The sequence below is a fragment of the Aliigemmobacter aestuarii genome (assembly GCF_004799285.1).
Classification (GTDB): Bacteria; Pseudomonadota; Alphaproteobacteria; order Rhodobacterales; family Rhodobacteraceae; genus Aliigemmobacter; species Aliigemmobacter aestuarii.
This window is the reverse complement of record NZ_SSND01000001.1, coordinates 177,835-201,776: the sequence shown is the minus strand read 5'-3', so window position 1 is coordinate 201,776 and position 23,942 is coordinate 177,835. Positions and strand designations below refer to the sequence as shown.

At 67.2% G+C, this 23,942-nt stretch carries 24 protein-coding genes; 16 read left to right on the top strand and 8 right to left on the bottom strand.

Translation table 11 applies throughout. The features are described 5' to 3' along the window. The 3 genes from pdhA to E7811_RS00905 all read right to left on the bottom strand — a co-directional run bounded on the left by pdhA (position 1) and on the right by E7811_RS00905 (position 2,515). Positions 1-990 carry a pyruvate dehydrogenase (acetyl-transferring) E1 component subunit alpha gene (gene pdhA, locus E7811_RS00915; protein ID WP_136392728.1) on the bottom strand — a complete coding sequence of 330 codons (990 nt, stop codon included), beginning with the start codon at positions 988-990 and terminating at the stop codon, positions 1-3. A 129-nt stretch (positions 991-1,119) separates the two neighbouring features. Next, a complete protein-coding gene (locus E7811_RS00910; protein WP_136392727.1) occupies positions 1,120-1,422 on the bottom strand; it encodes an FtsB family cell division protein in 303 nt (100 codons plus the stop codon). 163 nt (positions 1,423-1,585) lie between these two features. After that, positions 1,586-2,515: a class I fructose-bisphosphate aldolase gene (locus tag E7811_RS00905; RefSeq protein WP_136392726.1), complete on the bottom strand. Its 930-nt coding sequence runs from the start codon at positions 2,513-2,515 to the stop codon at positions 1,586-1,588. A gap of 329 nt (positions 2,516-2,844) precedes the next feature. Here E7811_RS00905 and E7811_RS00900 point away from each other — a divergent pair, with 329 nt between their 5' ends. Further along, positions 2,845-3,699 carry a calcium-binding protein gene (locus E7811_RS00900; protein WP_136392725.1) on the top strand — a complete coding sequence of 285 codons (855 nt, stop codon included), beginning with the start codon at positions 2,845-2,847 and terminating at the stop codon, positions 3,697-3,699. Positions 3,700-3,785: 86 nt separating this feature from the next. Here E7811_RS00900 and E7811_RS00895 read toward each other — a convergent pair whose 3' ends face one another. Further along, positions 3,786-4,964 (bottom strand): phosphoglycerate kinase, encoded by a 1,179-nt coding sequence (locus E7811_RS00895; protein ID WP_136392724.1) that lies wholly within the window; start codon positions 4,962-4,964, stop codon positions 3,786-3,788. A 156-nt stretch (positions 4,965-5,120) separates the two neighbouring features. Between E7811_RS00895 and E7811_RS00890 the strand changes: the two genes are divergently transcribed. The 6 genes from E7811_RS00890 to E7811_RS00865 all read left to right on the top strand — a co-directional run bounded on the left by E7811_RS00890 (position 5,121) and on the right by E7811_RS00865 (position 9,197). Then, complete coding sequence (locus E7811_RS00890; protein WP_136392723.1) at positions 5,121-5,630, top strand: peptidylprolyl isomerase; 510 nt, start codon at positions 5,121-5,123, stop codon at positions 5,628-5,630. Next, on the top strand, positions 5,620-6,225 hold the full coding sequence (locus E7811_RS00885; RefSeq protein WP_136392722.1) for a peptidylprolyl isomerase: 606 nt from the start codon (positions 5,620-5,622) through the stop codon (positions 6,223-6,225). Before E7811_RS00890 ends, E7811_RS00885 begins: the two co-directional genes overlap by 11 nt. Before the next feature lie 265 nt (positions 6,226-6,490). After that, positions 6,491-6,706, top strand: a complete 216-nt coding sequence (gene tatA, locus E7811_RS00880) for a twin-arginine translocase TatA/TatE family subunit (protein WP_136392721.1) — start codon at positions 6,491-6,493, stop codon at positions 6,704-6,706. Positions 6,707-6,757: 51 nt separating this feature from the next. Further along, entirely contained in the window at positions 6,758-7,471 is a 714-nt protein-coding gene (gene tatB, locus E7811_RS00875; RefSeq protein ID WP_136392720.1) for a Sec-independent protein translocase protein TatB, read from the top strand. Next, complete coding sequence (gene tatC / locus E7811_RS00870; protein ID WP_136392719.1) at positions 7,468-8,355, top strand: twin-arginine translocase subunit TatC; 888 nt, start codon at positions 7,468-7,470, stop codon at positions 8,353-8,355. Before tatB ends, tatC begins: the two co-directional genes overlap by 4 nt. Further along, positions 8,352-9,197: an ATP-binding protein gene (locus tag E7811_RS00865; protein WP_136392718.1), complete on the top strand. Its 846-nt coding sequence runs from the start codon at positions 8,352-8,354 to the stop codon at positions 9,195-9,197. The genes tatC and E7811_RS00865 overlap by 4 nt, the downstream gene beginning before the upstream one ends. A 189-nt stretch (positions 9,198-9,386) precedes the next feature. On the opposite strand, the gene E7811_RS00860 is transcribed toward E7811_RS00865, so the two are convergent. From E7811_RS00860 to surE, 3 genes are all read right to left on the bottom strand, one after another. Next, on the bottom strand, positions 9,387-10,610 hold the full coding sequence (locus E7811_RS00860; RefSeq protein WP_136392717.1) for a peptidoglycan DD-metalloendopeptidase family protein: 1,224 nt from the start codon (positions 10,608-10,610) through the stop codon (positions 9,387-9,389). A gap of 74 nt (positions 10,611-10,684) precedes the next feature. Further along, positions 10,685-11,344: a protein-L-isoaspartate(D-aspartate) O-methyltransferase gene (locus E7811_RS00855; protein WP_136392716.1), complete on the bottom strand. Its 660-nt coding sequence runs from the start codon at positions 11,342-11,344 to the stop codon at positions 10,685-10,687. Then, a complete protein-coding gene (gene surE, locus E7811_RS00850; protein ID WP_136392715.1) occupies positions 11,341-12,129 on the bottom strand; it encodes a 5'/3'-nucleotidase SurE in 789 nt (262 codons plus the stop codon). Before surE ends, E7811_RS00855 begins: the two co-directional genes overlap by 4 nt. A 229-nt stretch (positions 12,130-12,358) precedes the next feature. Between surE and E7811_RS00845 the strand changes: the two genes are divergently transcribed. The 6 genes from E7811_RS00845 (at position 12,359) to E7811_RS00820 (ending at position 18,313) form a co-directional block, all read left to right on the top strand. Beyond that, positions 12,359-12,751 (top strand): 5-carboxymethyl-2-hydroxymuconate Delta-isomerase, encoded by a 393-nt coding sequence (locus tag E7811_RS00845; protein WP_136392714.1) that lies wholly within the window; start codon positions 12,359-12,361, stop codon positions 12,749-12,751. Beyond that, positions 12,748-14,253 (top strand): 5-carboxymethyl-2-hydroxymuconate semialdehyde dehydrogenase, encoded by a 1,506-nt coding sequence (gene hpaE, locus E7811_RS00840; protein ID WP_136392713.1) that lies wholly within the window; start codon positions 12,748-12,750, stop codon positions 14,251-14,253. Before E7811_RS00845 ends, hpaE begins: the two co-directional genes overlap by 4 nt. A 13-nt stretch (positions 14,254-14,266) precedes the next feature. After that, positions 14,267-15,247: a 3,4-dihydroxyphenylacetate 2,3-dioxygenase gene (hpaD, locus tag E7811_RS00835; RefSeq protein ID WP_136392712.1), complete on the top strand. Its 981-nt coding sequence runs from the start codon at positions 14,267-14,269 to the stop codon at positions 15,245-15,247. A gap of 23 nt (positions 15,248-15,270) precedes the next feature. After that, positions 15,271-16,146 (top strand): fumarylacetoacetate hydrolase family protein, encoded by an 876-nt coding sequence (locus tag E7811_RS00830; RefSeq protein WP_136392711.1) that lies wholly within the window; start codon positions 15,271-15,273, stop codon positions 16,144-16,146. After that, positions 16,140-16,940, top strand: a complete 801-nt coding sequence (locus tag E7811_RS00825; RefSeq protein ID WP_136392710.1) for an FAA hydrolase family protein — start codon at positions 16,140-16,142, stop codon at positions 16,938-16,940. Before E7811_RS00830 ends, E7811_RS00825 begins: the two co-directional genes overlap by 7 nt. A gap of 86 nt (positions 16,941-17,026) precedes the next feature. After that, the gene (locus tag E7811_RS00820; protein ID WP_136392709.1) at positions 17,027-18,313 is read left to right on the top strand and encodes a flavin-dependent oxidoreductase; all 1,287 of its coding nucleotides are present in this window, start codon (positions 17,027-17,029) and stop codon (positions 18,311-18,313) included. A 6-nt stretch (positions 18,314-18,319) separates the two neighbouring features. On the opposite strand, the gene E7811_RS00815 is transcribed toward E7811_RS00820, so the two are convergent. Continuing rightward, on the bottom strand, positions 18,320-19,315 hold the full coding sequence (locus E7811_RS00815) for a helix-turn-helix transcriptional regulator (protein WP_136392708.1): 996 nt from the start codon (positions 19,313-19,315) through the stop codon (positions 18,320-18,322). A 102-nt stretch (positions 19,316-19,417) separates the two neighbouring features. On the opposite strand from E7811_RS00815, the gene E7811_RS00810 reads away from it, so the two are divergent. The 3 genes from E7811_RS00810 to E7811_RS00800 all read left to right on the top strand — a co-directional run bounded on the left by E7811_RS00810 (position 19,418) and on the right by E7811_RS00800 (position 23,914). Then, positions 19,418-20,131 carry a hypothetical protein gene (locus tag E7811_RS00810; RefSeq protein ID WP_136392707.1) on the top strand — a complete coding sequence of 238 codons (714 nt, stop codon included), beginning with the start codon at positions 19,418-19,420 and terminating at the stop codon, positions 20,129-20,131. Positions 20,132-20,195: 64 nt separating this feature from the next. Beyond that, entirely contained in the window at positions 20,196-21,311 is a 1,116-nt protein-coding gene (locus E7811_RS00805) for a metallophosphoesterase family protein (protein WP_136392706.1), read from the top strand. Further along, on the top strand, positions 21,308-23,914 hold the full coding sequence (locus E7811_RS00800) for an AAA family ATPase (protein WP_136392705.1): 2,607 nt from the start codon (positions 21,308-21,310) through the stop codon (positions 23,912-23,914). Before E7811_RS00805 ends, E7811_RS00800 begins: the two co-directional genes overlap by 4 nt. The last annotated feature ends 28 nt before the right edge of the window (positions 23,915-23,942 follow it).

Sequence of the window (23,942 nt, the reverse complement as noted above, 5' to 3'; positions counted from 1 at the left end):
TCAGGCGTAGATGTCGGTCCAGAGTTCCTCGACGGGCGGCTCGGGGCTTTCCTTCGAGAACTCGGCGGAGTCGTTCACGATGTCCTTGATCTCGCGGTCGATGGCTTTCAGGTCATCGGCGCTGGCATGGCCGCCGTTCAACAGCAGATCGCGCACATGTTCGATGGCGTCGCGTTCGTCGCGCATCTTCTGCACCTCTTCGCGGGTGCGATATTTCGCCGGGTCCGACATCGAATGCCCGCGATAGCGATAGGTCATCATTTCGAGGATATACGGGCCCTTGCCCGCGCGGCAGTGTGCCACGGCCTTCTCGCCTGCGGCCTTCACAGCAAGAACGTCCATGCCGTCCACCTGTTCGCCCGGAATGCCATAAGCGACACCGCGTTCGTAAAGCGTGGTCGATTTCGTCGCGCGCTTGACGCTGGTGCCCATGGCATACTGGTTGTTCTCGATCACGAAGATCACGGGCAGGTCCCAAAGCTCGGCCATGTTGTAGGTTTCATAGACCTGCCCCTGGTTGGCCGCGCCGTCGCCGAAATAGGTGAAGGTCACGTTGTCATTGCCGAGGTACTTGTCGGCGAAGGCAAGGCCCGCACCCAGTGGCACCTGCGCCCCCACGATCCCGTGGCCGCCATAGAAATGGCGTTCCTTCGAGAACATGTGCATCGACCCGCCCTTGCCCTTGGAGTAGCCGCCGATCCGCCCGGTCAGTTCGGCCATGACGCCCTTGGGGTCCATGCCGCAGGCCAGCATATGGCCGTGGTCGCGGTAGCTGGTGATGCGCTTGTCGCCTTCCTTGGCGGCGGCCTCAAGGCCGACGACCACTGCTTCCTGCCCGATGTAGAGGTGGCAAAAGCCGCCGATCAGGCCCATGCCGTAAAGCTGGCCGGCCTTTTCCTCGAATCGGCGGATCAGCAGCATCTCACGGTAGAACTTCAGCAATTCTTCCTTGGATATATTGGGTTTGTCCGCCGGCTTCTTCGCGGCCATCGCAATTTCCTCCCATCGGTGGCAAGAATGGTTTAGTGTTAAACTATCTTTAGCCTATCGGGAAAACAAGGCAAAGGAAAAACGCGCAAGGGTTTCTTGCGCGTCCTGCATGGGTCGCCAGGGCGGTGTTCAGCGGATCACGATCTCGTCGGCGCGGACATATCCCAGGACGTCGCGCACCTGTTCGTCCAGAAGGTCGATGTCCAGAAAAGCGTCGGACAGGCGGCGCGTGCGGTTTTGCACCTCGGACAGTTCTGCGCGCAACCTGTCACGCTCGGCCTCGAGATCCTCGATCTCGGCCTGAAGCTGGACCTGACGGAAAACGCCGAAATCCCCCTGCACGGCGGCAAAGGTGAAATAACCGCCAAGCGCGACCGCCAGCGACATCAACAGAAACCCGCCGATTGCGGGGCGCGCACCTTGTGTGGACATCTGCCTGCCTCGTCCGGTCCGTCATTCGCCGCGGACCATGAGAGAATCATGGCACATGTGATTCGCGAAGGGAATCCCCCTTCGCGAAAAAGTCAGGAATGATCGGGTCTTGCCGCCTTGGGGCAGGGGATGCCGCCCGTTGCCTCAGGCCCGGCACGGGACCTCAGGCTTTCCCCTTGTAGATGTCCACCAGCTTGGCCAGCATCGCCAGCGCATCCTCGCGCGACCGCTGGAAGCTGTTCCGCCCGATGATTGACCCGTTGCCGCCGCCGTCACGGATGGCGCGGGCATCGTCATAGACGCTGTCCTCGCCCTTCTTGGCCCCGCCCGAGAACACCACGATCCGCCGCCCGTTGAACGACGACTGCATGCAGTGGCGAACGCGCGCGGCCTGCGTCGCGATGTCGATCCCTTCCTTTTCGTAGACCTTCTTGGCTTCGCCCAGCATCAGGTGATCGGTCGACAGTTTGATCTTGATGATATGCGCGCCCAGAAGGGCCGCGATCTGCGCCGCATAGGCCGCCACGTCGATCGCCGTCTCGCCGTCCTTGGTGATCGCCTCGCCCCGCGGATAGGACCAGATCACCGTCGCCACGCCCTTACGCGCGGCTTCCTCGCGCATCGCGCTGATTTCCTCGTACATTTCCAGCGCCATATCGGAGCCGGGATAGATGGTGAACCCGATGGCCGAGCAGCCAAGCCGCAGCGCATCGTCAACCGATGCCGTGATCGCCTGGTTCTTTCCCGCGGTGTCCGACATCAGGCTGTTGGCGCTGTTCACCTTCAGGATCGTCGGGATCTGGCCCGCGAACGTGTCCGCGCCCGCTTCGAGCATCCCCAGAGGTGCCGCATAGGCATTCAGACCCGCGTCGATCGCCAGCTGATAATGGTAATGCGGATCATAGGCCGCCGGGTTCGGCGCGAAGGTGCGCGCGGGACCGTGCTCAAAGCCCTGATCGACCGGCAGGATGATCATCTTGCCCGTGCCGCCCAGCTTGCCCTCCATCAGCATGCGGCACAGGTTGGCCTTCACGCCGGGGGTTTCGCCTTCATAGTTGGAAAGGATCTTCTGGACTTGCTTGCTGGCACGCATCTGTCGCTCCTGCTTCGGTGTGGGGCCTGATCGCGGCTTAGAGCGGGCAAAAGCGCTGCGCAATGATGTTCGCGCTAACACCATGGAAACAACGGGATTCCGCGCGATTCGCAAGGCGGGTTCTGCCGCGATCGGCCGGATGGCCCATGCCAAGGCGCAACCTTCGGCTGATCCCGCCGGACGGCGCACGCGACAAACCCGCCGGAAGACCCGGATTGTTCTCAATTGCGCCACAAATGCATGACAAACTTTACAAAATATCCACGATCGGGAAGGGTCACGGGGTGTGGTTGCCGGTCGCCGGCGTCTAAAGTTTGGGAGTGTGTCGTATGGCGCGTATCGTAGCCCTCAAGGCCTTCAACATGGCCGACCTGTTCACCAATACATTCGGAGATCCCTCACCGCTCGGCATCAATGCGCTGGCGCTGGATTATGGCGAAGGCATCATGCGGATGTGGGGCAGCTATGACTGGAACCGCACGGTCGGGGCCACGTCGGGCAATTTCCGCGCCATGACCTATGTCGAGGACGGCGTTGCGCAGCTGAAGATCAATTCCTTCGCGGCAAACGCCGTCGACTTCCAGGAACAGGGCACGGCGCTGATCGGGCAGACGCTTCTGGGCTTTCTGATGACGGGCTCCGATACTGTGGAAGGCTCGGGCCGCGGCGATCGCCTCTATGGCTTTTCGGGCGACGACAACTTGTTCGGCAACGGCGGAAACGACGTTCTTTTCGGCGGCAAAGGGAACGACCGCATCTTCGGCGGGGCCGGTGCGAACCGCATGGAGGGCGGGGCGGGTAACGACCGGATCGTGGGCGGCGAAGGCGCCGACCGGATGAACGGCGGGGCAGGGGCCGACAGCATGATCGGCGGCTTCGGGGATGACGTGTTCCTGGGCGGGGCCGGAGACGACGCGATGACCGGCGGCCGCGGTGCGGATGCGTTCATCTTTCGCGCAGGCAGCGGGCGCGACATCGTCTATGGCTTCAGGGCCGAGGATGCGCTGGTGCTTGACCGTGCGGTCACCGGGGGGCGCGAACTGTCGGAATTCGTCGATCAGAACGCCCGCGAATTCGACAACAGCGTCGTCCTGCGTCTGGGGGAAGCCCGCGTCCTCTTTGCCGGCCTGACCGACAAGGATGCTTTGTTCCAGAACCTGCAATTGCTGGAAGATTTCATCTGATCGCGGCGCGGAACGCCCGGCATGCAAAGGCCCGCCACGGTGTTGGCGGGCCTTTTTCCTTTCCCTGCGTCCCCTGAGCGGGCCGATCAGCCCATCAGCGCCGCGACGCCGGGCAACTCCTTGCCCTCCATCCATTCGAGGAACGCGCCGCCCGCGGTCGATATGAAGGTGAAATCCGCCGCCGCCCCTGCCTGATTGAGGGCCGCCACCGTGTCGCCGCCGCCCGCCACCGAAACAAGCCGCCCCGCACGGGTCAGCCGCGCCGCCGCCTGCGCCGCCGCATTGGTCGCGCGGTCGAAGGGTGCGATTTCAAACGCCCCCAGCGGCCCGTTCCAGATCAGCGTCTTCGCGTCCTCGAAAACCCGTTCGATCGCGACGACCGTGGCCGGGCCCGCATCAAGGATCATCGCATCCGCCGGACAGGCCTCGGCTGCCACGGTCTCATGCGCGGCCCCGGCCTTGAATTCGCGCGCCACGACGACATCCACCGGCAGGTGGATGGTGCAGCCCGCGGCCCCCGCCTTCGCCATGATCTCGCGCGCCGTGTCGGCCATGTCGCGTTCGGCAAGGCTTTTTCCCACCTCGATCCCCTGCGCCACAAGGAAGGTGTTGGCCATCCCCCCGCCGATCACCAGATGATCGACCTTCGTGACCAGATTTCCCAGAAGGTCCAGCTTGGTCGACACTTTCGCGCCGCCCACCACCGCCACCACCGGGCGCGCGGGCTTGCCAAGCGCCGCATCCAGCGCGGCCAGTTCCTCGGCCATCAGGCGGCCCGCACAGGCAGGCAGCAGGCGCGCCAGCCCCTCGGTCGAGGCATGCGCCCGGTGCGCGGCAGAAAAGGCATCGTTGCAGAAGACATCGCCAAGCCCCGCGAATTCGGCCGCAAGCGCGGGGTCGTTCTTTTCCTCGCCGGGGTGGAACCGGGTGTTTTCCGCCAGCACGACGGCGCCCGCGGGCAGCGCGTCGATCGCGGCGCGCTCTGGCGCGTCCATGAAGGTCACGCTCTGGCCAAGCGCCACCTCAAGCGCGGGCCGCACGAGGTTCAGGCTCATCTCGGGCACCACCTTGCCCTTCGGTCGTCCGTAATGGGCCAAGAGCACCACCTTGCCCCCCTTGGCTTGAATGTCCTTGACGGTCGGCACGATCTTGTCGATCCGCGTCGTGTCCGTCACGCGGCCGTCTTCCATCGGCACGTTGATATCGACCCGCGTCAGCACGACCTTGCCCGCAAGGTCCATGTCATCCAGCGTCTTCCAAGCCATCGGTCTCTCCCTCTTCCGGCGTTAGCGGGGCCGCGCCCTGTTTCCGCCGAATGACCGTCCCGCGTCAACCGATCACGGGGTCCTGAACGGGGTTTGCCCTTTCCCTTGCGCCGAAGTGTCGCTACTTTCGCCCCGAAAAGAAGGAGACCCGCGCCGATGGCCGAGATCAAGGACCCTGAAAACACCATCATCATGACGCTGAAGGACGGCGAAGTGGTGATCGCCCTCCTGCCCGATGTGGCGCCCAAGCACAGCGAACGGATGAAGCAGCTGGCCCGCGACAAGGCCTATGACAATGTCTGCTTCCATCGCGTGATCGAAGGTTTCATGGCCCAGTCGGGCGATGTGGCCAACGGCAATATGGAAAACAACTTCAACCTGCGGCGCGCGGGCACCGGCGGCTCGAACTATCCCGACCTGCCGGCCGAATTTTCCAAGCTGCCGCATGACCGTGGCACGCTCGGCGCGGCGCGGTCGCAGAACCCGAACTCGGCCAACAGCCAGTTCTTCATCAACTTCAAGGACAACCATTTCCTGAACGGCCAGTACACCGTCTATGGCCGCGTGATTTCGGGGATGGAACATGTCGACAAGATCACCCGGGGCGAACCGCCGGCGAACCCCGACCGGATGATCACCGTAAGGGTGGCCGCCGATGTCCTCTGACCGCATCATCGCAGGCGGGCTTTTCGCCCTGGGTCTGGCCGTGGTCGGCGGGTTCGCCGTCACGCAGTTCGTCACCCCCGCTCTGGCGCAGGAAGACGGCCCCGGCCCGAACCTCCGGATCGAGGTCGCAGGCAGCGCAACCGGCACTGTCGTGATCGACCTTCTTCCCGATGTCGCGCCCAAGCATGTCGAACAGATCACCGCACTGGCCACCGAAGGCGCCTATGACGGGGTGGTCTTCCACCGCGTGATCGAAGGCTTCATGGCCCAGACCGGCGACGTGCAGTTCGGCAAGACCGGCGGCGATACCTCGATGGCGGGGATGGGCGGATCGTCCCGTCCCGACCTTCCGGCCGAATTCTCTTCGGTCAGCTTCGACCGCGGCGTCGTCGGCATGGCGCGGGCAATGGACCCGAATTCCGCCAACAGCCAGTTCTTCATCATGTTCGCCCCGGCCCCCCATCTTGACGGCCAGTACACGGTCGTCGGCCGCGTGATCGCGGGGATGGAAGTGGTGGACGCCATCAAGCGCGGCACCGGATCGAACGGCGAGGTGATCGAGCCCGATCACATGGCCAAGGTCACCGTCGAATAAGCCGCGATCCGGCGTGATTTCGGGGGCAGGGCCTGCACGGGCCTTGCCCCTTTTCTTTTCCGACCGCCTCTGTGCGCCTCCGGACGGCGCCCGCATCCGCAAGATGGCAACTGACAAAACCCTGTCAGCAGACCTTCCAAAACCCACCTTACCGGGGAAGAAAACTGTCGGTAGCTTCGTTATGGGTCTATGATCTGTCGACAATCCGGCCTAGATCATGCGGGACATGAACATCCGGGCCTGACCGCCCGAAGGAGTAGGGAAGATGCTGAACAATATCGGGCCGATGGGCCTTCTCTTGATCGCTGTTGTCGTTCTGGTGCTGTTCGGACGCGGCAAGATCTCGTCCCTGATGGGCGAGGTCGGCAAAGGCATCACCGCCTTCAAGAAAGGCGTCAAGGACGGCACCCAGGAAATCGAGGATGCCGCCGCCGACACCGCGCGCGACGTCACCCCCGAAAAGGACAAGGACAAGGCCTGAACGGCCTGATCAGTCTGATCCTATTTCCGTCAACGCAGGGGGCTTCGCGCCATGTTCGATCTCGGCATGTCCGAGCTGCTGATCATCGGGATCGTCGCGCTGATCGTGATCGGTCCGCGTGATCTGCCGGAACTGTTCCGCAGTTTGGGCCGGATGACGGCAAAGCTGCGGGCGATGGCGCGCGAGTTTTCACGCGCAATGGAAGCCGCCGCCGACGAGGCCGGGGCCAAGGACGTGCGCGACGTGGCCAACGACCTGCGCAAGGTCACTTCGCCCAAGGCAATGGGGGTTGACGCGCTGCGCGATGCGGCCTCCAGCTTTGAAAAGTGGGATCCGATGAAATCGTCGAGGCCCGCCGCGAAACCCTCCGCCGCGGCGTCCACGGCCGCATCTCCGGCTGAAGCCGCCCCCGCCGAAGCCGCCCGCGCGCTTGGACCGAACACGCAGGCTCTGGCCGAGGCCCAGGCCGCCAAACGCGCCGCATTGGCCGAGGCGCAGGCGGCGAAGAAGGCCGCCGCCGCGTCGGCAGCCGAACCCGCGCCCAAGGTTGCCCCCAAGACTGCCCCAAAGACTGCGCCCAAGACCGCCCCCAAGACCGCAAGGACAGGATCGGCGGCGCCCAAGGCCACCACGGCCTCCAGATCACGGCCTGCCCCCGAAAAGGCCGGCAAACCCGCCAAAGACCCGGCGCCCAAGGCCACCGCCAAGCCCGCCGCCAAACCAACCGCTTCCACCCGGAAAACGACGAAGAAGTCTGACGCATGAGCGACGAAGTCGACGATTCCAGCATGCCGCTGATCGAGCATCTGGCCGAACTGCGGACCCGCCTGATCTGGTCCGTCGTGGCCTTCCTCGTCGCGATGGTGGTGTGCTTTTCCTTCGGCGAGGCGATCCTCGATTTCCTTCTCGGGCCGATCGAGCAATCCATGCGCGACCTCGGCGATCCCAATCCGGTGATGCAATACACCGCGCCGCAGGAATATTTCTTCACCCTGATCCGCATCTCGATGGTGGGCGGGCTGGCGCTGTCCTTTCCGGTGATCGGCTATCATCTCTGGCGCTTTATCGCGCCCGGTCTCTACAAAAGCGAAAAGAACGCCTTCCTGCCGTTCCTTCTGGCCTCGCCCGCGCTGTTCCTTCTGGGGGCCGCCTTCGCCCATTATGTCGTTACACCCCTGGCAATGACCTTCTTCCTCGGCTTCGCCGACGCGGCCTCGCTGATGGACAAGATCATCGCGCAGGTGGTGGATGCGCCTGTCGACGCCCCCGCCGTGCCGGTGACGGACACCGGCATCGACATCGTGTTCCAGGGCAAGGTCAACGAAACCCTCGACGTGACGCTGAAGCTGATCATCGCCTTCGGCCTCTGCTTCCAGCTTCCCGTTCTGCTGACCCTGATGGGCAAGGCCGGGCTTGTCTCGGCCAACGGGCTTGCGGGCGTGCGCAAATACGCCATCGTCCTGATCCTGATCGTCGCCGCCCTCGTCACGCCGCCCGATGTCATCACCCAGCTCATCCTGTTCTTCGCGATCTATCCGCTTTACGAGGTGTCGATCTTCCTCGTCCGCCGGATCGAAAAGCGGCGTGAGGCCGACCTGCGTGCCCAGGGGCTGTGGGATGAGGACGACGACGAGGAGGCCAGCCATTGACCGACGCCGCCCTGACCCGCATCGCCGAGGCGCTGGAACGCATCAGCCCCCCGCCGATGGTCACCCCCGACTTTGCTGCCGCCGAGGCCTTCGTCTGGCACACCGGCCCCGACCGGCTTGAGCCGGTCGCGCGGGTGTCCCGCGTCGACCTGTCGCTTCTGGTGGGCGTCAACCGCGCCCGCGACATCCTGCTGGAAAACACGCGCCATTTCGCCCGCGGCCTTCCCGCGAACAACGCCCTGCTTTGGGGCGCCCGCGGCATGGGGAAATCCAGCCTGGTAAAGGCTGTCCACGCACGGGTCCGCGCCGAGGGCGAGGATCTCAAGATCGTGGAACTCGCGCGCGAGGATCTGCCCTCGGTGGGGCGGCTGCTCAATCACCTGCGCGCCGCGCCCGCCACGCGGTTCGTCCTGTTCTGCGACGACCTTTCGTTCTCGCATGACGACCAGCATTACAAGTCGCTCAAGGCGGTGCTGGATGGCGGGATCGAGGGGCGGCCGGACAACGTCATCCTCTATGCCACGTCCAACCGCCGCCACCTGATGCCCCGCGACATGATCGAGAACGAACGCTCCACCGCGATCAGCCCTTCCGAGGCAGTCGAGGAAAAGGTCTCGCTTTCCGATCGGTTCGGGCTGTGGCTGGGCTTCCACCCCTGTTCGCAGGACGAATACCTGTCGATGATCGACGGCTATTGCGCGGCCCATGGCGTGACGGTCGATCCCGAGACCCTGCGCGCCGAGGCGATCGAATGGCAGGCCACGCGCGGCGGAAGGTCAGGCCGCGTCGCCTGGCAATTCTTCACCGATCTGGCCGCACGCCACGGTGTCCGCCTGGGATAAGGGGGCTTTGCCCCCGGGTGGCCCGTTCGAACGAGGGGGCTCTGCCCCCTCGGGCCTTGCGGCCCTCACCCCCGGATATTTCAACCAGAATGAACCAAGGCGCCATCGCGCTGCCCTTCATTCTGGCCCAAGTATCCTCGGGGGGTGAATTTGCCGACGGCAAAGAGGGGGGCAGACAGCCCCCCGTCCTTATTGCAGATAGGGCATCGGGTCGGTGCTGTCGAAGCCCTTGCGCACCTCGAAATGCAGGAAGGACGGATCGGCCGACCGGACCTTGGCGACGGTCTGGCCGCGTTTGACCGAGGCGCCCTTTTGCACCATGACCTCCGGGACGTCGGAATAGACCGTGAGGATCCCGTCGGCATGCCGCAGGATCAGCACCGTCAGCCCGCTCACGTCCTTGGTGACGGCGGCGACGGTCCCGTCGGCGGCTGCCACGACGGGGGTTCCGGGGGCGGCCGCGATGTCGATCCCGTTGGTCTGCTTCGAATAGGGGCGGATGATCCGTCCCTGCACGGGCATGGCGAACTTCGAGGCCGTGGCGCCGCTGCGTTCGCTTCCCAGATCGGGCGAGGCGGGTGTGCCCGGGACCGGCGCGGCGGCGGTGGTCGTCGTCCCGCCTGTCGTCTTGACCTGCGCCGAGGGAGGTTCGTCCTTGGCCGGAAGCGGCTTGGCGGCCGAAGGCGGCTCGGGCGTCGGGCTGCCCTGGCCCGGAACGGTGACGGCCTGCGTGGCGGGTTTCGGTGCCTCGCCGCTGGCCACGGGGATCAGCAGATACTGCCCCTCGCGCACCATCATGTCGGCGCCAAGGCCGTTCCAGTCGGCCAGCGCCTTGGCGGTCACGTTATAGGCCCGGGCGATGGTAAAGGCCGTTTCGCCGCGCTTGACCTGATGGCGCACGGGGTCCGGTCCGCCTGAACCGATCACCCTGGGCGTGGCGGCGGGCGTGGAGCCGGACGCGCGGTCGATGGCGCCTGTCGCGATGGACGACACGTCGATCGGCTGCGTGGTGACGCCACTGCCCATGATCGCGCCGGGCGCGGCGGTGACCGGGCCGGCTTCGGCCACGCGCCGGGGCAGGGCCAGCACCTCGCCCGCGCGCAGCGTGTCGCCGGGCTTCAGCGCGTTGAACCGTGCCAGTTCGCCCGCGTCGATGCCGACGCGCGCCGCGACCGATGTCACGCTGTCTCCGCGCCGGGCCACGGCCACCTGATAGCCGGAATACGAAATCACGCCCCGCGCGTCCGGATCGGGGCGATCTGCCGTCGCCTGTCGGGCCGCTGCCGAGGTATCAAGCCCCGCCTGGGGGCGGAAATCCCAGTCGAAGTCGTTCGGGCTGGTGCAAGCCGACAGCGCCGCAAGTGCCGCGCCCAGACCGATTGCGGGAATGAGATGTGCCTGTGGGGTCTTCATGTCTACGCCTCGCTTCGTGCCCGGGTTGGCCCCGGTGCCCTGGTTCACTGCCCGGTCTGCTCACGTCCCGGTCTTCAGTCGCCCCCCAAACCCTCGACCAACGGCACGAAACGAACGGGACGCAACTCGTCATAGTCAAAGCCCCGTTCGGTTCTGACGACCTTGATGAGGCTCTGCACCGTGTCGGACTGGCCAACCGGCAACACCATGATACCCCCGATCTTCAACTGAGCCAATAGGGGGCCGGGCGGGTCCTCGGCGGCGGCGGTCACGATGATGCGGTCGAAGGGGGCCTGTTCGGGCAGGCCGTGGCTGCCATCGGCGGTGCGGGCGGTGATGTTGACCAGTCCGAGCTGGCGGAACACCTCTTGCGCGTCGGCCACAAGACGGCGGTGACGATCCACCGTATAGACCCGCCGGGCCAGCTGTGACAGGACCGCCGCCTGATAGCCCGAACCCGTCCCCACCTCCAGCACCACATCGCGCGGCTGCACCGCCAGCGCCTGTGTCATCAGCCCGACGACCGATGGCTGGCTGATGGTCTGGCCGCAGGCGATGGGAAGCGGCATGTCCTCATAGGCGCGTTCGGCGAAAAGCCCGCGCACAAAGGCGCCGCGGTCGATCCGTTCCATCGCCGTCAGCACACGGGTATCGGTGACGCCGCGTGAACGCAGGGCAAAGAGAAACCGCATCTTGCGTTCGGCGGCGTTCTCGTCCCCGCGGTCCCCGGTCATGCCAGCAGCGCCTCCAGATCGGCCAGCCGGTCATGTGCCGTCAGGTCGGCCCGCATCGGCGTGACCGAGACGTAGCCCTCAAGATTGGCCGCGGCATCGGTGCCGGGCAGGGTGGGCGAATGTTGCGGGCCGCCCTTGATCCACAGGAACTTGCGGCCCGAGGGCGACTGATGCGGTTCGACCGAAAAGGCGGTGTCGCGGCGGAAGCCTTGCGCCGTGACCTTCACCCCCTTGACCTGCGCGGCCGGATAGGGCGGGAAATTCACGTTGTAGAACAGCCGGTAATCGGCGTCGCGGTCCCAAAGCCCCTTTTCCACCAGCGCCCGCACCACACCCGGCCCATGCACCCGCGCCGCTTCGAACGGATCGGCGAGGCCGTCGGTTTCGGGGCCCAGGAACTGCGACAGGGCAATCGCCGGGATCCCCTGCAACGCCGCCTCCATCGCGCCGCCGATCGTGCCGGAGTAAAGCGTGTTCTCGGCCGCGTTGTTGCCCCGGTTGACGCCGGATAGCACCAGATCCGGTTTCGCCCCCTGAAGCACGTCATAAAGCGCGGCCAGCACGCAGTCGGCGGGGCTTCCCTCGGCGGCATAGCGGCGACGGTCCAGCTTGGCGATCATCATCGGGTGGGTGTAGCTGATGCAGTGCCCCACGCCCGATTGTTCAAAGGCCGGCGCCACCGTCCAGACCTCGCCATCCGGCCCGGCGATTTCGGTGGCGATCTGATGCGCCACCTCCAGCCCCGGAGCGTTGATGCCGTCGTCGTTGGTGATCAGTATCCGCATTGTCCTGCCTTTCGCTTCGCCCCTGATTAGACGACCGAAAGGGGCGGCGGCAAGCGTCGCCCCCCGGGCGCAAAGGCAAAAGGGCAAAAGTGGCGCAGATCGGTCGCAGATGAAAATAATTTACATGTTAATTAAAATGTGCCAGCCTTGCCCTCAAGCCTTCTTGAACTGGCTCGCGGTCGGGCGGGCGAGATTAAGCGGGCAAGGCAGTGGGCAAGGGGAGGGGAGGATGCCGCATTTCCAGATCGACTATTCCGCCAATCTCGAAGACCGGCTGGATATCGCGGGCCTGTGCCGCGTCTTGCGCGATGCGGCCGCGGCGACCGGGGTCTTTCCTCTGGCCGGCATCCGGGTCCGGGCGACGGCCTGCACCCATTGCGTGATCGCCGACGGTGATCCCGGCCATGCCTTCCTCGACCTATCGGTGCGGCTGCGCGCGGGTCGCCCGATCGAGGCGCGCCGCGCCGCGACCGAGGCCATCTTCGCCGCGCTTCAGGCCTATTGCGCGCCGGTGATGCGCTCCTCCTCGCTGATGCTGTCGATGGAGATGCGCGACATCGACCCCGACCTCAGCCCCAAGGCCAGTTCCATCCGTGACCACCTGCCGAAAGACCTGCAATGACCGATCTCGCCTCTCGTCTCGCGCGGCTTGAAACCCATCTGGCGCGCTTCCGCGACACAGGCATCCGCCATCTGATCGCCGGACAGGACATGGCCGGGGGCGACTGGTTCGAAACCCGCTCGCCCGTCGATGACAGCCCCATCGCCCGCGTGGCCCTGGGAACGGCCGGGACGGTGGATGCCGCCGCGAAGGCCGCGAAGGCGGCCTTTCCGGCCTGGGCCGGAATGTCCGGCGCCGCGCGGCAGAAGATCCTGCACCGCATCGCCGATGCCATCGTCGCGCGCGCCGATGAAATCGCGCTCTGCGAATGCTGGGATACGGGGCAGGCCTGGCGCTTCATGTCCAAGGCCGCGTTGCGCGGGGCGGAAAACTTCCGCTACTTCGCCGATCTTGCGCCGGGGGCGCGCGACGGCCAGGCGCTGCCGTCGCCCGATCACCTGAACATCACCGGCCGCACGCCGATCGGCCCGGTGGGCGTGATCACGCCCTGGAACACGCCCTTCATGCTGTCCACCTGGAAAATCGCCCCGGCGCTGGCGGCGGGCTGCACCGTGGTCCACAAACCGGCCGAGTTCAGCCCGCTTTCCGCGCGCCTTCTGGCCGAGATCTGCCACGAGGCGGGCCTGCCGCCCGGCGTTCTGAACCTTGTCCACGGTCTGGGCGAAGGGGCCGGGCGGGCGCTGACCGAACATCCCGACATCCGCGCCATCGCATTCGTCGGCGAAAGCCGCACCGGCAGCCAGATCATGCGGCAGGGCGCCGACACGCTGAAACGCTGCCATTTCGAACTGGGTGGCAAGAACCCCGTCGTGGTTTTCGACGATGCCGACCTGGACCGCGCGCTGGATGCGGTGGTCTTCATGATCTATTCGCTGAACGGCGAACGCTGCACTTCGTCGTCGCGGCTTCTGGTGCAGGACAGCATCGCGGGCGAATTCGAGGCGCGGCTGATCGACCGGATCGGCCGGTTGCGCCTTGGTCATCCGTTGGACCCGCAGACGGAGATCGGCCCGCTGATCCACAAGACGCATTTCGACAAGGTCACGGGCTATTTCGACATCGCCCGCGCCGAGGGCGCCACCATCGCCGCCGGGGGCGCGCCGGTTGACGGTCCGGGCTGGTTCGTCCGTCCGACCCTGTTCACCGCTGCCCGCCCCGACATGCGCATCGCGCAAGAGGAAATCTTTGGCCCGGTCCTGACCTCGATCCGCTTCCGCGACGAGGCCGAAGCGCTGGAAATCGCCAATGGCGTGGCTTACGGTCTGGCCGGCTATGTCTGGACGAATGACCTGACGCGCGCGCTGCGCGTGTCGCAGGCACTGGAGGCCGGGATGATCTGGGTGAACTCGGAAAACGTCCGCCACCTGCCCACGCCCTTCGGCGGGGTCAAGGCCAGCGGGATCGGCCGCGACGGCGGGCAATGGTCGTTCGACTTCTACATGGAACATAAGAACGTGGCGCTGGCCCTTGGCGCGCATGCGATCACCCGGCTGGGCGTCTAGGAAAGGAACCACCATGCCCATTCCCGCCCCGAACCTTTATCCGCCCTTCAACATCGTCCGGCTCAGCCATGTGGAACTGGGCGTGACCGACCTGGCCTGGTCGCGCGGCTTCTATGTCGATACCCTGGGCCTTCAGGTCACGCATGAGGACGCAGGCCACATCTACCTGCGCGCGATGGAGGAACGCGGCCATCACTGCATGATCCTGAAGAAGGCCGATCAGCCCTCGGTCGGCGTTCTTGGCTTCAAGGTCTGGGACGAAGCCGACCTCGACCGCGCCGAACACTGGTTCCGGGGGCGGGGGTTGCCGACCCAATGGATCGAACGGCCTTTCATGGGACGCGTGCTGCGCACCTGCGATCCCTTCGGCATCCCGCTGGAATTCTACGCCCGGATGGATCGCCTGCCGCCGATCCACCAGCAATACCGCCTGTATCGCGGGGTCAGGCCACTGCGGATCGACCATTTCAACATGTTCTCGTCCAACGTGGACCAAAGCGCGCAGTTCTACAGCGACATCGGATTCCGCGTGACCGAATACACCGAGGACGCCGAAACCGGGCGGTCCTGGGCGGTCTGGATGCACCGCAAGGGCGGTGTGCATGACGTGGCCTTCACCAATGGCACCGGCCCGCGCCTTCATCACACCGCCTTCTGGGTGCCGACGCCGCTGAACATCATCGACCTGCTCGACCTGATGTCGACGACCGGCTACCTGGAAAACATCGAACGCGGGCCGGGGCGGCACGGCATCTCGAACGCCTTCTTCCTCTATATCCGCGACCGCGACGGCCACCGGACCGAGATCTACTGTTCCGACTACCAGACCGTCGACCCCGATCTTGAACCGATCCGCTGGGATCTGAAGGACCCGCAGCGCCAGACCCTGTGGGGCGCCCCCGCGCCGCGCAGCTGGTTCGAACTGGGGTCCGTCTTCGACGGCGTGCCGCTGGTCGAAAGCGACCTGAAGGCACAGCCGATCATCGCCCCCTGACCCCGCAGCCGAGGCCCCGCATGATGCCCGACCCGACCCGCCTTGCCGCCTACCATGCCGACGGGCGCGATCGCTATGGCCTTGTGACAGATGCGGGCATCATCGACCTGTCGGTCGATTTCGGGCACGAATTCAAGGGGCTGAAAGAGGTTGTCGCGGCCGGTGTTCTGCCCCGCGTCGTCGCGGCTGCGGCAGGGCGGCTGCCAGACCATGCCACGGATGCGGTGGACTTCCTGATCCCGCTCGCCGATCCGGGCAAGATCATCTGTGTCGGCGTCAACTTCCCCGACCGCAACGCCGAATACCGCGACGGGCAGGCCGCGCCCGACCGCCCTTCGCTGTTCATCCGTTTCGCCCAAAGCTTCACCGGGCACGGCCAGCCCCTGATCCGCCCGCCCGAAAGCGACCAGCTGGATTACGAGGGCGAGATCGCCATTGTCATCGGCAAGGCCGGGCGCCGCATCGCGCCCGAAGACGCCTATGACCACATCGCGGCCCTGACGCTGTGCAACGAAGGCACCCTCCGCGACTGGGTGCGCCATGCGAAATTCAACGTGACGCAGGGCAAGAACTGGGACCGGTCGGGCGCGATGGGGCCGTGGATCGTGCCATTCCGGGACGCCGCGCAACTTGACGACATCGCCCTGACAACACGGGTGAACGGCGAGACGCGCCAGCACGACCGCACCTCGCGGATGATCCACGGCTTCCGCCAGCTTGTCGCCTATGTCTCGACCTTCTGCACGCTTCATCCCGGCGATATCCTTGTCTGCGGCACGCCGACCGGCGCCGGGGCGCGGTTCGACCCGCCGGTCTGGCTGAAGCCCGGCGACGTGGTCGAAGTCGAGGCCGAGGGCATCGGTACCCTGCGCAACACGGTGATGGACGAACCATGCTGACCCGCGACCAGATCGACGCCGCTGCGTCGGACCTGCTTCAGGCCGAGGCGACGGGACGCCAGATCGGCCTTCTGACCCTGCGCCATCCCGACATCACGCTGGATGATGCCTATGCGATCCAGGGCGCACAGATGGCGCGCAAGCTGGCCCGGGGCCGCCGCATCATCGGCTGGAAGATCGGGCTGACCTCGAAGGCGATGCAGGACGCGCTCGGGATCGACACGCCCGACAGCGGGGTGATCTTTGACGACATGGATTTCGCCTGCGGATCGACCGTGCCCGCCGGCCGCTTCATCCAGCCCAGGGTCGAGGCCGAGATCGCCTTCGTGATGAAGGCGCCGCTGTCGGGGTGGGTCAGCCGGGCCGAGGTGCTGGCCGCCACGGACTTTGTCGCGCCCTGTCTTGAAATCCTCGACACCCGGATCGTCCGCGCCGATCCGGCCACGGGCCGCGCGCGCCGCATCCAGGACACCGTGGCCGACAACGCGGCCAATGGCGGGATCGTCCTTGGCACGGCCCGCCACGCGCCCGATGAGGTGGACCTGCGTTGGGTCGGCGCCATCGTGAAACGCGGGGCCGAGGTGGTGGCGACGGGCCTTGGCGCGGCGGTGCTGGACGATCCGGTGATGGGGATCGTCTGGCTGGCCGAACGCATGGGCCGCTACGGCCAGCGGATCGAACGGGGGCAGGTGGTGTTGTCCGGGTCGTTCATTCCGCCGGTCGAATGTCCGCCCGGCACCGTGATCGACGCGGATTTCGGCCCTTTCGGCGCGGTTGGCATCGCCTTTGCCTGAGGCGGCGATGATCGCGCCATGACGGCTTGCGCAGGGGCGGTTCCCGCTGGCATCCTTGCCGCCCGTTGCCAGCCGAGGATGCCACCATGAGCCACAGCCCAGACCTTCCGGTTCTGATCGCGGGCGGCGGCGTGGCCGGGCTGACGCTCGCGCTGACGCTGCACCAGATCGGCGTGCCCGCCCTGGTGCTGGAGGCGGTTCCCGAACTCAGGCCGCTTGGCGTGGGCATCAACATCCAGCCTAATGCCGTGCGCGAGCTTTATGACCTTGGCTTCACCGCTGCCGATCTGGACCGGGTCGGCCTGCCTGCGCTGGAATGGGCGCTGGTCGGATTGAACGGGCGCGACATCCACGCGGAACCACGCGGCCTTGCGGCGGGCTATCTCTGGCCGCAATACGCCGTGCATCGCGGCGGCTTCCAGATGCTGCTTTACCACGAGGTGCTGCGCCGCCTTGGCCCCGGCGCGGTCGAGACAGGCGCGCGCGTCACCGGATACCGCAGGGCCGAAGGCGGGGTCGTGGCCCGGATTGCCCATGCCGACGGCACGACATCGGAACATGCCGGGCGGCTCTTGATCGGGGCGGACGGGATACATTCGGCGATCCGGGCGCAGATGCACCCCGATCAGCCGCCGATCCACTGGGGCGGGGCGATCCTGTGGCGTGGCACGACCCGCGCCCGCCCGATCCGCACCGGATCGTCCTTCATCGGCCTTGGCACGCATCGGCACCGGATGGTGATCTACCCGATCACGCGCGCCGACGCCGAGGGGCTGGCCACGATCAACTGGATCGCCGAACTCACCGTGGACACCCAGGGCGCAGGCATCGGCGACCGCTGGTTCAAACCCGTCCCGGTCGAGGATTTCGTGCATCATTTCGATGCCTTCCGCTATGACTGGCTGGATGTCCCCGCGCTTCTGCGGGGGGCCGAGGCCGCCTATGAAAACCCGATGATCGACCGGGATCCGGTGCCCACCTGGGTGGACGGGCCGGTGGCGCTGATGGGGGATGCGGCCCACGCGATGTATCCCACCGGATCGAACGGGGCGAGCCAGGCCATCATCGACGCCCGCACCCTTGGCGCGCGGATGCTGGCACATGGCGTGACGCCCGCGGCGCTTGCCGCCTATGACGCGGAACTCTGCGCCCCGGTCTCGGCGCTGGTGCTGCGCAACCGCGGGGCGGGGCCTTTCGGTTTGCTTGATCTGGTCGATGCCCGCTGCGGCGGTGTCTTCGACCATATCGACGATGTGATCCCCCCTGCCGAACGCGCGGCCTTCATCGCCGATTACAAGGCTGCCGCAGGTTTCGCCCGCGACCGGCTGAACGCCGCGCCGCCGACGATCCCGCCGGGCGCGCGCCTCGGCTGAACCGCCCTAGGGCAGCGCCGGGAAGTCGCCGCGCCGGTGCCGGTCGACCATCGCGCGCAGCGGTTCTGGTGCAATCACCTCCACCGCATCGCCCCAAATGTAAAGGTGCCAGGCCATTTCCAGATGGCCCGAGGCGGTGAAGCGGACGGTCAGGCTGCCATCTTCGCCTTCCGTCATCTCCTGCGTCGGGTGGAACAGGAACTCGCGCGCGGTGGCGGCGGCGGCAGGGGTGAAGCGCCAGACAACCTCGCCATATTCCGCATCGGTGTGGAAACTGCCGAAGGCACGGGCGGCGTGGGTGGACAGGTCAAAGCCAGGGTCGCGGGCGAAGCTGTCGGCTTCCAGCCGGGCGGATGTGATCCGGTCAAGCCGGTAATGCTGCATCCGCCCGTCGCCGCCAGCCTCGCGCGCGACCAGATAGCGGCGGGTGCCAAGAAGCAGGCCATGCGGTTCCAGCCGCCGCGCGCGGTCGGGGTCGCGCCCCCCGGCATAGACGACCGTCAGGACATGCGGCCCCTTCAGCGCCTCGCCGATCACTCCCATCAGGTCCGGCCCGATCCGCACCTGCGGGCCGGGGCGCGAGGCAAAGCCGTGCGCTTCCAGCACCGCTTCGGCATCGGCCTCGGCCCGGCGGGCGTGCGGCCCCGGCATCGCGGCCAGAAGCCGGTCTCGCAGGCCGGACAGGGCGCGCACCTCGGTCGCCAGCCCCTCGCGTTCGGCCCGGCGGATCGCAAGCTCCAGCGCCGCCAGCTCGCTGTCGCGTATGCCCTGCGCCAGCATCAGCCGGGCCTGATCGGCGCGCAATTTCCAGAACTTTCGCCGCTCGTCATCGACCCGCGTGATGCAATGGGGGAACATTTCCTCAAGCGCCCTGGTCATCCGCTGCGCGGTGCGGCGGTCAACGCGGAATTCCTCTTCGATCTCGGTCAGCGACACGCCCTGATAGCGGGCGGTGGCGAGTTCCGCGAGACGCAAGAGGTCAGCGGCTTTCTGGAAGGACATCGCAGGACCCTGTCAGGATTTGCCACCCTTATGCCCCAGATTGAGGGTGTTGACGATTCCTTTACCACGATTCCGCCCCCCCCTTTTTTCCAGGAGACCCCGATGCAGATGAACCACGCCGCCTTCGCCCGTTCGCCCGCCCTTCGCGTCTCGCTCAAAAGGGGCCTTGCGCGGCAGGCCATCGCGACCGCAGGCCGCGATGCGCCCGACATGCCGGGCCTCATTCGCATGGCCTCAGGTCTGCGCCCGAACATCAAGGCGGTGGAACGCCTTGCCCTTCGGCTGAAGGTTCGCCCCGGTGTGGCGCGCGTGACGATGGCACCGGGCGGCAAGGCGCTGACCTTCGTCACCCGCGCCGTGCGCGAGGTCGAGGCGCGGGTCGAAGGCGCGACGGCATTCCAGGAAACCGGCCTGATCTATTTGCGCGCCCGAGTCGGGATGGCGGGCCCGATGCTCGCCTTCCAGCTTTCCGCCGTCAGCTTTTGCGTCCATGCGCTGGAGCGGCTGGTCGAACGGTCCGACATTGCCCTGCAAACCGCGCTTTTGCCGCAGGTCGATGCCGAGGCGCAGGCGATCTTTCGCGGCTGGGACCGTGCGGCCCGGATCCTGGAGGCGGGCGACGAATACTACCCTGCCGCGTCGCCGGGCCTCTGGGCCGGGGGCCATGACGAGATGGCGCTGGATCCGGACTGGGGCCTTTCCAACGGCTGCGGGCGCCTGCCGGTCTTTTCCGCCCGCACCTTCCTGTCCGAGGCCGAGATGCGCCCGACCGTCTGGCTGCGCTGGAAAGACGATCCCGCCTGCCGGATGGCATGATGCAAGGGGTTGATCGGGCGGGATTTCCCGGCGAGGTTGAGGCAACGGCAAAGGCAGGTCAGGCATGAACACATTCCGGTTTCTCCATTCCTCTGACCTGCACCTCGGCCGGGCCTTCGGCGGCTATCCCGAAGGCATCCGGCACCGCCTGCGCGAGGCGCGGCATGGGGCGATTGCCCGGCTGGCGCAGGCCGCGCGGGCTGGCGGGGCAGGGGTGGTGTTGCTGGCGGGCGATACGTTCGACGCCGAAACCCCCGCGCCCGACACGCTGCGCCAGGCGCTGCGCGCGATGGGGGAAGAAGGCGATCTGACCTGGCTCCTGCTGCCCGGCAACCACGACAGCCTCGCCGCCTCGGAACTCTGGCGGAGGATCGCGCAGGACGCGCCCGCGAACCTGCGCGCGATCACCGATGACGCGCCGGTGGAACTGGCCCCCGGCCACTGGCTGCTGCCCGCACCCTGCACGCAGCGCCGCCCCGGCCGCGACCTGACCGAGGCGATGTCGGCCCCCACGCCCGAAGGTGCGCGACGGATCGGGCTGGGTCATGGCGCGATCACCGATTTTTCCGGCGAGGAAGGGGCCATCGGCATCATCCCGCCTGACCGGGCCGCGCGCTCGGGCCTCGATTACCTTGCCCTTGGCGACTGGCACGGTCAGATGCAGGTGACGCCCGCCACCTGGTATTCCGGCACGCCGGAACCCGACAGCTTCAAGCATGATGTGCCCGGGGCGGCGCTCATGGTCATGCTGGACGGCCCCGCGCAGGTGTCGCCGGTGGAAACCGCGCAGTTTCGCTGGACGCGCCCCGCGCTGGACCTTCTGCCGGGCGAGGATGTCGCCGCGCGCCTCGCCGCCGCCCTGCCGCAGACCCGCGCGCGGGATCATCTGGTGCGGATCACGGCGACCGGCCGCCTGCCGCTGGCCGACCGCGCCGCGCTGGAGGCACTAGTTGACGCCCGCGCGCCGGATTTCGGTTGGTTCGAGGCGGATCTGTCCGCACTGGCGGTTGAGGCGCTGCCCGAGGATCTGGACCAGATCGACCGGGCAGGCGCCCTTCGGCAGGCAGCCGAGGTGCTTCTGGCCGAGGCCGGGGATCCTGCCCTCAGCCAGGCGGACCGTGACACCGCCCAGGCGGCGCTTGCGCGGCTTTACGCGCTGACGCAGGAGGTGCGGGCATGAGGCTGCGGGCGATCGAACTGACGAATGTTCGCCGCTTTGCGGGCAAACGCGCGCGGCTGTCCGGCATCGGCGACGGTATCACCGTGCTTTCCGAACCCAACGAATTCGGAAAATCCACGTTCTTTGACGCGATCCACGCGGTCTTTTTCGAACGGCACGGCAGCAGGAACGCCGCGATCAAGGCGCTGCAACCCCATGCCGGCGGCGCGCCCGAGGTGGCGGTAGAGGTGGACCTGCCCGAAGGCCGCTTTCGCATCGCAAAACGCTGGCTGGCCAAACCGCAGGCGCAGGTGCTGGACGCCACCGGTCGCCTGATCGCCCAGGCCGATGAGGCCGAGGCCTGGATCGACCGGTTGATCGGCGGCGGTCTTGCCGGGCCGTCGGGCCTGTTGTGGGTCCGGCAGGGGCAGATGGGGCTCGAATCCGATGACAGGCGCGAACGGGAACGCGACCTGTCGGCCCGGCGCGACCTCATGTCCTCGGTCGCGGGCGAGATCGACATGATGACCGGCGGGCGGCGGATGGATGCGGTGATCGACCGTGTGGCCGAGGCGCTGGCGAAGCTGGCCACCGACAGCGGTCGTCCGAAGGCCGGTGGCGAATGGAAGCGCGCGGTCGATGAGGCGGCGACGCTGGCCGCGGAAGAGGCGGTATTGCGCCCGCGGGCAGAGCGGCTTTCGGGCGATCTGGCCCGGCGGACCGAGGTGAACCGCACACTTGCCCGCCTGACCGACCCCGCCGATGCCGCCACCCGCGCTCAGGCGCTGACGGATGCACAGGCCGCGCATCAGGCGGCGCTGGCGCATCAGGCCGAGGTCGTGCAGGCCGAAACCGCCCTGCGCCTCGCCCGGCTGGATGCCGACCGCGCACAGCAGGAGATTACCGCGGCGGAAACGCTGGCCACCCGCGTGGCCGTCGCGCAGACCGCGCTGGCAAAGGCGGAAGGTGCTGCCACCGCCGCCCGCACCCGCGCCGATGACCTGGGCCAGCGCGACCGCGCGGCGACCGAAGCCGCCGAGGCCCTTGCCCGGCAGACCCGCGACCTGCGGACCCGCCTGCAGGCCGCGACCCGGGCCGAGACCGCGCAGGCCGCAAAGGCACAGGCCGTGGACCTGCAACGCCGTCTTGACCGTGCGACCGGGCTGCGGACGACCCTCGACCAGACCCGCGCGCAGCGGGCGCGGATCACCGTGACCGCCCGTATGATCGAGGCCGCCGACAAGGCGCAATCCGCCCTTGACCTTGCCCGCGCGCGGGCCGCGGCGCAGGCGGTCATGGTAGAGGCCCGTCCCGACGGTGCCCCCGCCATCCTGAACGGCGCGGTCCTTCCCGGTGGACCGGTGCCGATCCTTGCCGCCGCCGACCTGACGCTTCCGGGCTTCGGTACGCTGCGGATCGACCCCGGCGCAGGGCACAGTTCCGACGCGGTCACGCAGGCCGAACAGGCCCTTTCCCGCCTGCTGGCCGAGGCACAGGTGGAAAGCCTGCCCGCCGCCCGCCACCAATGGGCCGAGGGGCAGCGGCTGGAGGCCGAGGCGAAACAGGCCGCCGCGCTGTTGGCCGAGATCGCGCCAGAGGGGCTCGATACGCTTCGCACCGCGCTTGCGCGCGCCGAAACCCTGGCCGCCGACGCCCCCGAGATGGCAGAGGATGCCGCCAGCGTGACGGCGGCGCTTGCAGAGGCCGAGGCCGGTGAACAGGCCGCCCGCGCTGCTGCCAAGGCCGCGCATGACGTGTCGGTTCAGGCAGGTGAGGCGCGCGCGGCGGCCGAGGCCAACCGGGCGAGCGCCGAACGGCAGCTGGCGGCAGCGCTGTCAGAGGCTGGCGATCCGGCCGCGCTTGGCCTTCGCATCGCCGAGATGACGGCCCGTGCACCGGCACTGTCCGAAGCTGCCACAAAGGCCGAAACTGCCCTTGCCGCCCTGCGCGCCACGGCCCCCGACCTTGCCACCGCCGAGGCCCGCCTGACCCGTGCGAAGGGGGCCGTCGATCAGGCCCGCATGGCCGAACAGAAGGCGCGCGAGGATCTGGCGAGCCTCAACGCCACGATCCTCGCGCTGGCCGAGGAGGGGATCGAGGAACGCCTTGCCACCCTCGCCGGTGACCGCGCCGAGGCCGAGGCGCGCGCAGCCCGCTATGAAGGTGAAGTGCGGGCGCTGACCCGGTTGAGGCGCGCGCTGGAAGAGGCGCGGACAAAGGCGCGCGACGCCTATTTCGGCCCCGTGCTGCGCGAGCTTCAGCCGCTTTTGTCGATCCTGCACCCCGGCGCGCAGTTGACCATCGACGACGCCAGCCTTCTGCCCGCGACGCTGACCCGCAACGGCCAACCCGAGGCGCTGGATATCCTGTCGGGCGGCACCCGCGAACAGGTGGCGATCCTGACCCGCCTTGCCTTCGCCCGCCTCTTCGCCGCTGCAGGCCGTCCGGTTCCGGTGATCCTTGACGATGCCCTCGTCCATTCCGACGACGACCGGATCGAGGCGATGTTCGACGCCCTCCACCGCACCGCGCGCGACCAGCAGATCCTGGTCCTCACCTGCCGCCAGCGTGCCTTCGCCGCCCTTGGCGGCGAGAGGGGCGAGGTGACCGTGGAAGACGTCTGAGCGGCGGCAGGCCGGAAGGCGGGAACGC